At 70.9% G+C, this 12,988-nt stretch carries 7 protein-coding genes and 4 tRNA genes; 4 read left to right on the top strand and 7 right to left on the bottom strand.

Features of this window, described 5'->3' with window-relative positions; genetic code table 11:
- The first annotated feature begins 135 nt into the window (after positions 1-135).
- Positions 136-1,005 carry an HAD family hydrolase gene (locus Q4C85_RS08250; protein WP_303141225.1) on the top strand — a complete coding sequence of 290 codons (870 nt, stop codon included), beginning with the start codon at positions 136-138 and terminating at the stop codon, positions 1,003-1,005.
- A gap of 39 nt (positions 1,006-1,044) precedes the next feature.
- On the opposite strand, the gene Q4C85_RS08245 is transcribed toward Q4C85_RS08250, so the two are convergent.
- The 3 genes from Q4C85_RS08245 to Q4C85_RS08235 form a co-directional block, all read right to left on the bottom strand.
- Positions 1,045-1,119 (bottom strand) — tRNA-Val (locus Q4C85_RS08245).
- Between the two features lies 1 nt (position 1,120).
- A tRNA-Cys gene (locus Q4C85_RS08240) sits at positions 1,121-1,191 on the bottom strand.
- A 33-nt stretch (positions 1,192-1,224) separates the two neighbouring features.
- Positions 1,225-1,297, bottom strand: a tRNA-Gly gene (locus tag Q4C85_RS08235).
- 190 nt (positions 1,298-1,487) lie between these two features.
- On the opposite strand from Q4C85_RS08235, the gene Q4C85_RS08230 reads away from it, so the two are divergent.
- Positions 1,488-1,560, top strand: a tRNA-Val gene (locus Q4C85_RS08230).
- Positions 1,561-1,660: 100 nt separating this feature from the next.
- On the opposite strand, the gene Q4C85_RS08225 is transcribed toward Q4C85_RS08230, so the two are convergent.
- Entirely contained in the window at positions 1,661-3,037 is a 1,377-nt protein-coding gene (locus tag Q4C85_RS08225) for a UTP--glucose-1-phosphate uridylyltransferase (RefSeq protein WP_303141223.1), read from the bottom strand.
- 605 nt (positions 3,038-3,642) lie between these two features.
- Between Q4C85_RS08225 and Q4C85_RS08220 the strand changes: the two genes are divergently transcribed.
- Positions 3,643-5,742, top strand: coding sequence for a DUF2339 domain-containing protein (locus tag Q4C85_RS08220; RefSeq protein WP_303141221.1), 2,100 nt, complete (start codon positions 3,643-3,645; stop codon positions 5,740-5,742).
- Positions 5,743-5,781: 39 nt separating this feature from the next.
- On the opposite strand, the gene uvrA is transcribed toward Q4C85_RS08220, so the two are convergent.
- The gene (gene uvrA, locus Q4C85_RS08215; RefSeq protein WP_303141219.1) at positions 5,782-8,622 is read right to left on the bottom strand and encodes an excinuclease ABC subunit UvrA; all 2,841 of its coding nucleotides are present in this window, start codon (positions 8,620-8,622) and stop codon (positions 5,782-5,784) included.
- Positions 8,623-8,738: 116 nt separating this feature from the next.
- Between uvrA and Q4C85_RS08210 the strand changes: the two genes are divergently transcribed.
- A complete protein-coding gene (locus Q4C85_RS08210; protein WP_303141217.1) occupies positions 8,739-9,032 on the top strand; it encodes a YciI family protein in 294 nt (97 codons plus the stop codon).
- Here Q4C85_RS08210 and Q4C85_RS08205 read toward each other — a convergent pair.
- Both Q4C85_RS08205 and Q4C85_RS08200 read right to left on the bottom strand, forming a co-directional pair.
- The gene (locus Q4C85_RS08205; protein ID WP_303141215.1) at positions 9,016-11,547 is read right to left on the bottom strand and encodes a cation-translocating P-type ATPase; all 2,532 of its coding nucleotides are present in this window, start codon (positions 11,545-11,547) and stop codon (positions 9,016-9,018) included. The two genes, Q4C85_RS08210 and Q4C85_RS08205, sit on opposite strands and share 17 nt — an antisense overlap.
- A 56-nt stretch (positions 11,548-11,603) precedes the next feature.
- Positions 11,604-12,611, bottom strand: a complete 1,008-nt coding sequence (locus Q4C85_RS08200; protein WP_303141213.1) for a TerC family protein — start codon at positions 12,609-12,611, stop codon at positions 11,604-11,606.
- Positions 12,612-12,988: the final 377 nt, after the last annotated feature.

Raw genomic sequence — 12,988 nt, 5'->3', positions numbered from 1 at the left:
GAGAGCCGGTGGGTCCCGGGATCGGTGGGCGAGTCCGCGCCCCAGCCCCGTCCCCTGGCCGAGGGGGAGGGTCCTGGACTGGTGACCCCGGCCCGTGTCCCCCACCCCTGGGACTGAGTCATCTAGGGTCGTCCCATGAGTCCCGTCTCGCGTCCTCGAGTCGTCCTGGTCGACGTCGACGGCACTCTGGTCACCTACACCAACGAGCTGCCCGACTCCGCCGTCACCGCCATCCATGCCGCGCGCCGTCGGGGCCACCGGGTCTACCCCGCCACGGGACGCTCGAAGGCCGAGATGCCGCAGTCGATCGCCGGTATCGGCTTCGACGGCATGGTCTGCGCCAACGGCGCCTATGTCGAGCACGAGGGCGCCGTCGTCATGCACCGGAGCCTGGGCGCACAGGACTGCGCCGCGCTTGTGGACTGGCTGACAGGCCGGGGGCTGGCCTTCTACCTCGAGGCCAACTCGGGGCTGTACCCCTCCCCCGGCTTCCGGCGGGCGGCGCTTCCCGCCATCAGGGCCTACATGGCCGGGGGCGACGGCGTCGCGCCCGACCTGGGGCCGCAGGACGTCGACACGGTCCTCCACGGGCTGATCGACACCGATGACCTTGTGCGTACGGACGTCAACAAGATCAGCTATGCGTTCTCGGGGCCGGCGGACCTGGAGGCTGCCCGGGAGGCCTTCCCCCACCTGCGCCACGGGTCGTGGGGCGGACGGGGGCACGAGGCGCTGTTCGGCGACGTCGGCGTGCCCGGGGTGTCCAAGGAGCACGCCCTGGAGGTGCTCGCCGCTCACCTGGGGACCGGGCTGGAGGACACGGTCTGCCTGGGGGACGCGGCGGTCGACATCGGCATGCTGCGCCGCAGTGGGGTCGGTGTGGCGATGGGCAACGCCTCGGCCGAGGTCAAGGCGGCGGCCGACTTCGTGACCGGTGCGGTAGAGGACGACGGCCTGGCTATGGCCTTCGGGCGTCTGGGGCTGATCGACCCGGCCCAGCGCTAAGGGCCGAGGCCCGGGGAGGTGGCGCGGGCACACCCGCGCTGGTGGGCGATACTGGGATCGAACCAGTGACCTCTTCCGTGTCAGGGAAGCGCGCTACCGCTGCGCCAATCGCCCGAGGTGGGTACCGGATTCGAACCGGTGTCAACGGCTTTGCAGGCCGGTGCCTAACCTCTCGGCCAACCCACCAGTGAGATGCTGGGGCTGCTCCCGGCTCCTCGGAGCGGATGACGGGACTCGAACCCGCGACCCTCACCTTGGCAAGGTGATGCTCTACCAACTGAGCCACATCCGCATGATGATGACCATCGCTCCACGGCGCTGCCTGAGAGCTCGAGAACTCTCATGAGAACCATGGACCTGGTCGGTGCTGGGAAACCATAACACCGCCCACCGCCGCCCTGGCAAATGACACCGCGGTGATCCACCTCACCGGAGCGGCATTTGCCGCGCGCACCCCCGCCTGGTTAGCCTGTCCCCACGCCGGGCGATTGGCTCAGGGGTTAGAGCGCCTCGTTCACACCGAGGAGGTCACTGGTTCGATTCCAGTATCGCCCACAGCGTGCGCGGGCCCGGACCACAATGGTCCGGGCCCGCTGCCGTCCGCCTCGCCTCCTGCGCTGTCGCCCCGTTCCGGGGCGAGCGAGGAGCCGGCTCCTCAGATCCGAGCCCCGTCGGGCACGCGGCCGGGCGCGCCGTCGGGACCCACCTGGGCGTCACCGGTGGCCTCGACGTCGGCGCCGAAGCTCCAGTCCCCTCGGACCGTCAGCGTCCTCGCGGCCCGGATGGAGGGCACCCCCTGGGCGAAGCGCGCCTCGAAGTCCTTGACGGTCGCGTAGTAGCGCCGGTCGAGGTCGACCGTGCAGGCCTGGTCGCCCACCATCCGCAGCAGCCCGTCCTCACCCACCTCATACAGGTCGGAGCGCACGAGTAGCAGGTCGTTGGTCGTCTTGACCGGCAGGAAGCGGCTGCGCGGGACCTCGATGGCCGTGGCTCCCTCGAAGGCCTCGACGGCTGCACCCATGGCCGTCTCCATCTGGATGACCGGGGTGGAGTCGCGGTCGGCGGGGTCGACGGTCTTGAGGTTCCTGATGAGGGGCAGGCCGAGGATGCCGCCGCGCTCGGTCAGGGTCCGGCGTAGGACCTCGAGGTCGAACCAGAGGTTGTTGGTGTGGAAGTAGGGGTGGCGGAACTGGTCGGTGAAGTAGTGCATCTGGTCCTGCGGTGTCTGCGCGGTGTCCCGCAGGATGATCCGTCCGTCGGACTTGCGCACTGCCAGGTGACCACCCTTGACATCCGCGGGAGTGCGACGGCACATCTCCGGGGCGTACGGGGCCCCCGAGGCGGCGAACCACCCGGCGATCCGCGCCGAGGGCGCCGCACCGAGGTTGTCGGAGTTCGAGGTCATCGCGTAGCGGTACCCCCGCTCGATGAGGGCGTCCAACACCCCGGAGGCCACGAGGGCGGTGTAGATGTCCCCATGCCCCGGCGGGCACCACTCGAGCTCGGGGTCGGCCTGCCAGGTCACTGGCGTCAGGTCGTCGGCGCGGAGCTTGGGCTCGCGGTTCTGCAGGAAGTCCAGGGGCAGGCCGTCAACCTCGATGTCGGGGTAGGCGGCCAACGCTTCGAGGGTGTCGCGGCGGGTGCGGAAGGAGTTCATGAACACCAGCGGCAGGCTGACTCCGTGGGCGGCGCGAGCGGCACGCACCTGCTGGACGAGGAGGTCGAGGAAGCTCCGGCCGTCACGCACCGGCAGGAGGGACTTGGCCCGGTCCATGCCCATCGAGGTCCCCAGCCCGCCGTTGAGCTTGATGAGGACGGTCCGGGCCAGTGCCTCGCGATCCCGGGCCTGGTCGGCCTCGACGTCCTCGATGGAGGGGATGTCGGTCAGCGGCTCGATCGTCTCCTCCGGGATCAGGCCGGTGGCACCGGCCTCGAGGGACCTGTAGTAGTGGGTGAAGACCTCGATGGCCTCAGGGGTTACACCCGCCCGACGCATCTTGTCCCGGGCGGCGCTCAGTCCGTTGTCGCTCATGGCACGAGGCTAACCGACGATGGGCGTAAATGTCCTATTTTGTTCGTTCTCTGTTCGTTTCTGTTTGACTTCTCGGGGTGTCGCCTCCTGACTTATCCACATGGGACTACTACCCATGCATGGCGCTCCAGCATCTGAGATGATGTGTGAGCAGATTCCGTTCGCAGGATGGAGGCGCCATGTCCCCGACCGATCTCCGCGACCCGCACGGCACCGCCGAGGTGCTGGCCCGGCTCGACCTTCTCGAGCGCAAGATCGACTGGATCGCCAGGCGGGTCGCGCCTGGCGCCGTCCCCTCCAGCGGGCAGCGGCCCGCTGCCACACCCTCGGCACACCGTCCCGCCTCCGCCACAGCGCCGGCGGCGCCGGCCCGGCCTCCGGCCAAAGGGGGCTCCCAGGCGGCCCCGCCCCAGGTGGTGCAGGACCCCCAGCCGGACCGGCCCTCGGTTGAACGGGACCCCCGGCCCACCTCCCCCACAGCCCATGCGGCACAACGCGCCCAACCGGCGGCGGGGGCACCGCCCGTCGGACAGGTGGGGCAGGGGCGGGCACCCGGAGGACCGCCCCTGCCCGGACCGGCGCCGCAGCAAGGACCCGCTCGGACCGTGGACGGCTCCGTCGCACGCTTCCTGCTGTCAGGGGCGGCTGCGCTCCTGGTCGTGCTGGCCGGGGTCAGCTTGATCGCCCTCGTGTGGGACTCCATCCCCGACGCCGTCAAGATCGGCACACTGGGGCTGGCTGCGCTGCTCCTGGTCGGCTCGGGGGCACTGCTCTCGGTGTCGCGGCCCTCCCTCCGCGTCGCCGCGGCAACCCTGACCGGCACCGGCGGGGCCCTGGGCTTCGTGGCGATCATCGGCGCCGTCCTGCTCGACGGACTCATCCCGGTCGCGCCCGCCTTCGCCCTCATGGCGCTGTGGGCGGCCGCCCTCCTGGTCCTGTCGCGCGTGACCGCCCAGATCTTCACCGCCGTCATCTCGACCATCGGCGCGCTGGTCACCGTGTCCTTCGCCGCCTGGCAGGCCCAGGACCCCGCGGCCGCTCCCCGCACGTGGCTCTTGACCTGCGCCTACGTGGCAGCGCTGGCCGCCATTGCCGCGGCACTGAGCCGGCCCGACAAGACGGCGCCTCTGGCCGCCTGGTACCCGGCCACCTCCATGGTGGTGACCGGCATGGCCGTCCTGCTCACTCCCGTCGGGCCGCTGACGGAAAGCTCGACCTACCTGGCCATCGGCCTCGTGCTCGGCCTCGAGCTGCTCCTGATCGTCCAGCTCCTCCACTCCAGCCGGATCCTGTGGGCCTCGGGCTTCCAGTCATGGGCCGGAGCCGACTGGGTGGCGGTCGGAGCCGTCCTTGTGCTGACCGCCATCATCGTCCTCGACACCGTCGGGCCGGCCGGGCAAGGCACCGGTACCGCCGCCGCCTGCCTGTCCCTGACCGCGCTCCCGCCCCTGGCCCTCCTCGTGTCCCCCGGGCCGCAGGGCTGGCGGAGGCGCACCGCCGTCATGGCACTGGGCACCACCGCGGCCCTGGGCCTCATCGCTGTGCTGGTCGACCCCGGGCTGTTCGCGCAGGCGATCGCCCTGCTCGCGCTGGCAGCCGCCCCCGCCGTTTTCGAGGGGCGCGTCCTGGCGATGACGGTGACCTCCGGGGCCGGGATGGTCGCCCTGGCGACCGTGGAGGGGACCGCGGTCCAGGTCGCGTGGGGCCTGGTCGGCCTCGTCGTGCTCGTTGCGGCGACGGTCGGCCTGGAGACGCTGGCCCTGCGCCATGGACAGCCGGCCGACCCCGGCCTCATGCGTGCCCCGGCCTGGCTGCTCATGGCCGACCTCATCTTCGTCGTGCCACCGCTGCTGGCCGCCCTCGTCCCGTCGAGCACCGCCGCGGAGATGCACGCCCTGGCCAGCGGCGTGATCGTCGCCATCCTGCTCCTGCTGGGGCTGCTCGCACCGGATCTGACGGTGCGCGGTCTCCTGACCGGCCGGCTCACCGGAGGCCCGCCCGCCGTCGGCCCCGGGCATCCCGAGCCCGACGAGGCCCGGGCCTGGGTCGGATGGGTGCTGGCAGGCACCTGCTCCCTGTACGTCATGGCCCGCGCCGACGGGGCGTGGTCGAAGGAGTGGACGGCGCTGCTGACCGTCGTCGCCCTGGCGCTGGGCGTCCTGGCCTCCAGGCTCCTCATGCCCTGGATCCGTCAGGGGCCGGCGGCACTGGCCATCGCCGGGCTGCCGACCGTGCTCGTATGGTGGTCGGTCATCGCGCTGTCCGGCCTGGACTCCGGCTCGGTGCTCATGACCATTGTCGTGCTGAGCACCGGGGCACTGTGCATCGTCAGCGGCTTCAGACTCCGGGCCACGGCCCTGCGCCACTACGGCCTGACGCTCGTCATGGTCGCGGTCCTCAAGCTGGCAACCCTCGACATCGGCTCGCAGAACTCGATCACCCGTGTCCTGGCCCTGGCCCTGGCCGGAGTGGTGTGCTTCCTGCTGTCCCTGGCCTACAACAAGGCGGCCGACACCGCCGCGGGCATGGAGGCCTCGCCCGCCAAGAAGACAGCACCGAGCACCCCGGGTACCCCGGGCGCCTCAACCACCTCGAGCGCCTACGGCTTCATCGTCCCGCAGCATCCCACCGCCGGTCCGGGCACCCCCACCGCCGGTCCGGTACCCGAGGAGTCGCGCTTCGCCCCGCCCGACGAGCGGAGGTGACGAAGCCGACCGGCCCGCCGGTCGAGCAACCTCGCCCCCTCAGCGGCCGTCGAGCACCTGGGCCAGGAACCTGCCCGTGTGCGACTGCGGGACCTGGGTGATCTGCTCGGGAGTGCCGGTGGCCACGACGGTGCCGCCCGCCTGCCCGCCCTCGGGCCCCATGTCGATGACCCAGTCGGCGTTGGCGATGACATCGAGGTTGTGCTCGATGACGACCACCGAGTTGCCCTTGTCGACCAGTCCCTGAAGCACGGACAAGAGCTTGCGGATGTCCTCGAAGTGCAGGCCCGTCGTCGGCTCGTCCAGGACGTAGATCGTCCGGCCGGTCGAGCGGCGCTGGAGCTCGGTGGCGAGCTTGACCCGCTGCGCCTCCCCTCCCGACAGGGTCGTGGCGGACTGGCCCAGACGCACGTAGCCCAGGCCGACCTCGACCAGGGTGTTGAGGTGGCGGGATATGACGGGGGTGGCCGAGAAGAAGTCGGCGGCCCGGCTGATCGTCATGTCCAGGACGTCGGCGACCGTCTTGTCCTTGTACCGGATCTCCAGGGTCTCCCGGTTGTAGCGGGCGCCGTCGCAGACCTCGCAGGGGACGTAGACGTCAGGCAGGAAGTTCATCTCGATGCGCAGGGTGCCATCGCCCTTGCAGGCCTCGCAGCGACCGCCCTTGACGTTGAAAGAGAAGCGGCCCGGGGTGTAGCCGCGCACCTTGGACTCGGGCACCGCGGCGAAGATCTTGCGGATGTGGTCCCACACCCCGGTGTAGGTCGCCGGGTTGGAGCGCGGCGTGCGGCCGATGGGCGACTGGTCGACGTGGACGACCTTGTCGAGGTTCTCCAGCCCGCGCACCGTCCGGTGCCGCCCGGGCACCGCCCGGGCGCGGTTGAGGCGGTTGGCTAGCACCCGGTAGAGGATGGCGTTGACCAGCGAGGACTTGCCCGACCCCGAGACTCCGGTCACGGCGGTGAGCACCCCCAGGGGGAAGGTCACGGTGACGTCGTCCAGGTTGTTCTCCCGGGCGCCCACCACCGTCAGCTCGCGGCCCTTGGCCCGGGGGCGGCGCGTGGCGGGGACTTCGATGCGCCGACGGCCGGCGAGGTAGTCGCCGGTCATGGAGGCCGGGGCCTGAAGCAGACCGGCGAGCTGACCGGAGTAGACGACCTCCCCGCCCCGCTCCCCCGCGCCGGGCCCGATGTCGACGATCCAGTCCGAGGCACGGATCGTGTCCTCGTCGTGCTCGACGACGATGAGGGTGTTGCCCAGGTCGCGCAGACGCTCGAGGGTCTCGATGAGGCGCATGTTGTCCCGCTGGTGCAGGCCGATGCTCGGCTCGTCCAGCACGTAGAGCACGCCGACGAGCCCCGAGCCGATCTGCGTGGCCAGCCGGATCCGCTGGGCCTCACCGCCCGAGAGGGTCGCGGCGCCGCGGGACAGACTGAGGTAGTCGAGGCCGACGTCGACGAGGAAGCCCAGGCGGGTGTTGATCTCGGTCAGGACGCTCGCCGCGATCCTGCGGGCCTGCCCGCTCAGCTCGAGGCCGGACAGCAGGTCACGGGCCTGGGCGATCGACAGGTCGCACAGCTGGGCGATCGACAGGTCCCCCACCCGCACGGCCAGGACCTCGGGCTTGAGCCGGGTGCCGGCACAGGTCGGGCACGGGACCTCGCGCATGTAGGCCTCGTAGCGCTCCCGGGACCAGTCGGAGTCGGTCTCGGCGTGCTTGCGCTTGACGTAGTCGAGGACCCCCTCGAAGCCCGAGGAGTAGGTGCGCTCCCGCCCCCAGCGGTTGCGGTACTTGACCCGCACCTCGTAGTCCTTGCCCCGCAGGATCGCCTCCTTGGCACGCCGTGGCAGGGCCTGCCAGGGGGTGTCGACGTCGAAGGCCAGCTCCTCGCCCAGCGCCGCCAGCTGGCGGGTGAAGTAGGCCTGGTGGCCCGCCCACGGCGCGATGGCGCCCTCGGCCAGGGTCAGCTCCTCGTCGGGGACGACGAGCTCGGGGTCGACCTCGAGGCGCGTGCCCAGGCCGGTGCACGCCGGGCAGGCCCCGTAGGGGGCGTTGAAGGAGAAGGTCCGGGGCTCGACCTCGTCGAGGGACAGGGGGTGCTCATTGGGGCAGGCCCGCTTCTCGGAGTAGCGGTGCTCCCTGTCGGGGTCGTCGGGATCACGGTCGACGAGGTCGATAATGACCAGCCCGTCGGCCAGGCCCAGTGCCGTCTCCACCGAGTCGGTCAGCCGCTGGCGCATCCCCTCGCGCACGACGAGGCGGTCGACGACCACCTCGATGTCGTGCTTGAGCTTCTTGGACAGCTCGGGCACCTCAGCCAGCCGGTGGGTCTCACCGTCGACGCGCACCCGGGTGAAGCCGCGGGACTGCAGCTCGGTGAACAGCTCGGAGTACTCGCCCTTGCGCCCGCGCACCACCGGCGCCAGGACCTGGAAGCGGGTACCCTCCTCCATGGAGCCGACCCGGTCGACGATCTGCTGGGGGGTCTGGGAGGCGATGACCGCGTCGCACTCGGGACAGTGCTGGATCCCGGCGCGGGCATAGAGCAGGCGCAGGTAGTCGTAGACCTCGGTGACCGTGCCCACCGTCGAGCGCGGGTTGCGCGAGGTGGACTTCTGGTCGATGGACACCGCCGGGCTCAACCCCTCGATGAAGTCGACGTCGGGCTTGTCCATCTGCCCGAGGAACTGCCGGGCGTAGGAGGACAGGGACTCGACGTAGCGGCGCTGGCCCTCGGCGAAGACGGTGTCGAAGGCCAGGGAGGACTTGCCCGAGCCCGACAGGCCGGTGAAGACGATCATCGCGTCGCGCGGGAGGTCGAGGTCGACCCCTTTGAGGTTGTGCTCCCGGGCGCCGCGGATGATGAGTGAGTCGTTCACGGGGTATGAGTCTAGGCGCGGCGGGGGCGCCTTCAAACACCTGTTCGACATGCGTCGGGGAGGCGTTGACCACTCCGAGCGCCCCGGGGAAACGGGCGCTCCCGTAGGCTGGCGCCATGAGCACGATCTACGCCGTGGAGTACCGCTACGTCACCGACCAAGATGAGGAGCTGGACCGGGTGCGCCCGGCCCACCGGGCCTTCAACGCCGCACTGGCCGACCGTGGCCGGCTTCTGGCGGCCGGCCCCTATGTGGGAACCCACGACGCCCTCATCATCGTGCGCGCCGAGGACGCCGCCGACGCCCTGGCACTCCTGGCCGACGACCCCTTCCAGCAGGCGGGGCTCATCGCCGAGCGCCTGCCCCGGGAGTGGAACCCGGTCATCGGCGTGCTCAGTGCCGCTCAGTAGAGCCGCCAGCGACCAGGCGCCCGCGCAGGAGGTGGACGATCTCGATCCCGCCGACCGCCGAGGCCGCGACAATGAGGATGATCCACCACACCCCGGGCGTGGGCCAGGCCAGGAGGAAGAAGGAGCGCACCGCCGGAACCACCACGCCCAGCACGGCGGCGCCGGCCATGGCCAGGACGAGCCCGAGCCGCCACCCCAGCAGGGGACGCGCCGTCAGGGTCAGCAGCCACAGGCCGGCGGCAACCAGAACCAGGGTCGCCCCGGTGGTCACCTGCTCATCGTGGGCGCCGACGGCCGTCAACCAGGTGTGCACGGCCAGGGTCGCCACCCCGGCCACGATGCCCGCGGGCACCGCCATGAGCAGGACTCGCCGCAAGAACCCCGCCCGGTAGCGGCGACTGCTGGGTGCCAGGGCCAGGATGAAGGCGGGGATGCCGATGGTCAGGGAGGACACGATCGTCAGCTGCCGCGGCAAGAAGGGGTAGGAGATCGCGGTGGCGGCCACGACGACGGCGATAAGCGTGGCGTAGACGGTCTTGGCCAGAAACAGGGACGCAACGCGCTCGGTGTTGGCCATGACCCGCCTGCCCTGGGCCACGACCCCCGGGAGCGCGGCGAACTCCCCGCTGAGCAGCACTAGGCGCGCCACGGCCTTCGTGGCCGGGGCGCCATTGCCCATGGCGATGCCCAGATCGGCGTCCTTGAGCGCCAGGGCGTCGTTGACGCCGTCGCCGGTCATCGCCACGACGTGTCCGCGCGAGCGCAGGGCGCGTACGAGGGCCCGCTTCTGCTCCGGCGTCACCCTGCCCAGGACGCTGGCGCCCTCGAGGGCGCGGGCGAGGCGCTCGAGGTCCTCGGGATCATCAGCCTGGGTGGGCAGCTCACGCGCGTCCAGGGCCACGAGCTCGCCGCCATCGGGGGCCCGCACACCGGCGCGCCGGGCCACGGTGGCCACGGTGGCCGGGTTGTCCCCGGAGATGACCTTGGCCTCGACGCCCTGCTCACGGAAGTAGGCCAGGGTCTGGGCCGCGTCGGGCCGCACTTCCTCGGCCAGGGTGACCAGGGCGGCCACCTCCAGGCCGGGGGGAAGCACGTGGTCACGGGCCCCGCGCGCGCTCCCGTCCGGGTCCTCGCCCGTGTCGTCACCCCCGTCCTGACCGCCCTCCTGCCAGGGCCGGGGCGAACAGGCCAGTGCCAGCACCCGCACCCCTTGAGCGGCCAGCGCCTGGACCCGCTCGAGGACCGGGCGGCCGTCCTCGGCCGCCGCCAGCACGATCTCGGGGGCGCCCAGCACCCAGGTGCGCCCCTCGAAGCGCACCGCCGACCACTTGCGGCGTGAGGAGAAGGGCACAGCGGTCACGCCCTGTCCGGGGCGGTTGTCCAGGGCCCGGCGGAACTCGCCCGGGCCGGCCTGCGCCAGCTCGCTCAGACCATCGGCGATGGCCTGAGCGGTCGGGTTGGGCTCCGGTCCCCCGGTGAGCACGGCCAGCGCGGTGATGGCCTGGGGGTCGGGCCGGCGGTCCGCCGGGCCGGTGGGCGCCTGGACCTCCCCCAGCCGGATGCGGCCGGTGGTGATCGTCCCGGTCTTGTCCAGGCACAGGACGTCGACGCGGGCCAGGACCTCGACGGCCGGCAGCTCTTGGACAAGGACCTTGCTGCGCGCCAGGCTCAGGGCCGCCGTCGCGAAATTGACCGAGGTCAGCAGCACCAGTCCCTGGGGGACCATGCCCACGACCCCGGCGATGCCGGCAACGAGGGCCACGCGCCAGGCGCCCGAGTCCAGGGCCTGGTCGATCCCGCCGGCCTGCCGCAGCTGGGACCACACAAGGAGCAGAGCCACAGGAACGATGGCCCAGGAGATCCAGTGCAGGACCCGGTTGGTGCCTGCCTGGAGCTCGCTGACCACGAGGGAGTACCGGCGGGCCTCTCGGGCCAGGCGGTGGGCGTAGGCATCGGCGCCGACGGCCGTGGTGCGGAACAGACCGCTGCCCGCGGTCACGGTGGTGCCCGACAGGACCCGGTCGGCTGGGCCGGGCCGCACCGGCCGGGACTCCCCGGTCAGGATCGACTCGTCGATCTCCAGGCCGTTGCTGACGAGCACCTCGCCGTCGGCCGGGACCTGTTGGCCGGTGCTCAGGTGCACGACGTCGTCGAGAACCACCTGCCCGACCTCCACCTCCTGGCGTCTGCCCTCGCGCAGGACGAGCGCCCGGGGGGTCTCGAGGACCGCGAGCCGGTCCAGCGCCCGCTTGGCACGGATCTCGGCAATGGTGCCGGTGGCGGTGTTGAGCAGCAGGACGAAACCGAACAGCGCGTCCGCCCAGTGCCCGACGATGAGGATGAGCACGAGGGCGCTGCCCAGGATCCCGTTGAAGATCGTCAGAACGTTGGCGCGCAGGATCTGCACGGCGCTGCGGGAGGTCTTCTCCTCATAGGCGTTGGTCAGGCCCTGTTGGACGCGCTGCTCGACCTGCGCCGCGCTCAGCCCGGTCAGCGTCTTCTCCGTGGTCGTCACGGCCGGGAGCCTATTGGTCGCCGGTGGCACGTCGCCTCCCTCCCCGGGCCGAGACCTCAGACGGCGGCCTCCTCCTTGCGGCGGTCGGCGCGCGACTTGAGGACCGAGGCGATGACGGTGATCGTGATGGTGACGACGATGAAGCCGAGTGAGACCTGGATCGAGGGCTCGGGGACAAGATTGACGTGATCGCCGCCATTGATGAAGGGCACCTCGTTCTCGTGCAGGGCGTGGTTGATCAGCTTGAGCCCGATGAAGCCCAGGATAGCCGCCAGGCCGTAGTGGAGGTAGATGAGACGGTCGAGCAGGCCGTCGATGAGGAAGTACAGCTGGCGCAGGCCCAGCAGGGAGAAGGCATTGGCCGCGAAGACGAGGTAGGGCTCCCTGGTCAGGGAGTAGATGGCGGGGATCGAGTCGACGGCGAACATGACGTCGGCGGTGCCGATGGCGACGATGCACAGGAGCATCGGGGTGATCATCGTCCGACCGCCGTGGCGGTGGACGAGCTTACCGCCGACGAAGCCCTCGGTCATGGGCACGACCCGCGAGACGAGCTTGACCAGTCCCGTGGGCTGGTACTCCTCGCTCTCGTGGGCATCGGGCTCCTCGACGCCCTCACGCGCTTGGGAGAAGGCGGTCCACAGCAGCCAGGCGCCGAAGAAGTAGAAGATCCAGGAGAAGGTCTCGATGAAGTAGGCCCCCACAAGGATGAACACGAGGCGCAGGACCAGGGCGATGACGATGCCGGCCAGCAGGACCTCCTGCTGGTAGCTGCGGGGCACCCGGAAGGTGGAGATGATGATGACGAAGACGAAGAGGTTGTCGATGCTCAGCGCCTTCTCGGTGATATAGCCCGCGAAGTACTCCTGGCCGTAGACGTGGCCCCACACCCTCCACACGATGATGCCGAAGACGATCGCCATAGCGATGTAGGCCACCGACCACCAGGCGGCCTCCTTCATGGTGGGCTCGTGCGGCGTGCGCACATGGCCCACGATGTCAATGGTGATCATGGTCAGGATGATCGCCGCCAGGGCGATCCATCCCAGGGCGTGGACGTCCACTGCGTGTACCTCCGGTACGGGTCTGGTACCGGAGGTCTCCTCCCGCCCGACGGGCCCGGGCTGTCCCGGTCCGGGGGCCTGCGACGCCGGGGGCCGGGCCGTGGCCGCGGTCCGCCGTGATGACGACGTCGCTGTTGGTGGGAGTACTCCCCTCCGTGTGGTCTGTTGACGTCGTGAGTCTAACGTCCCAGACGGCCGGGGTCGGGGTCAGGGAGGAGCCAAGGGCTGTGGGGTAGGCGACGCGGGGCGTCCGCCGCCGCAGCGACGGGCGCCCCGCGCCCCGGCCGGGATCCCGGCGGAACCGCGCCGTCCCGGGCGTTTGCGCCCAGGGCGACGACGATTCTCATGTGTGTTACTCCCAGGTTCCCAGGGTGGCG

It is taken from the genome of Actinomyces sp., from assembly GCF_030524025.1.
In the GTDB taxonomy this organism is placed as follows: Bacteria; Actinomycetota; Actinomycetes; order Actinomycetales; family Actinomycetaceae; genus Actinomyces.
Note: the sequence above shows the minus strand (reverse complement) of the source record. Positions and strands in the feature narration are given on the sequence as shown.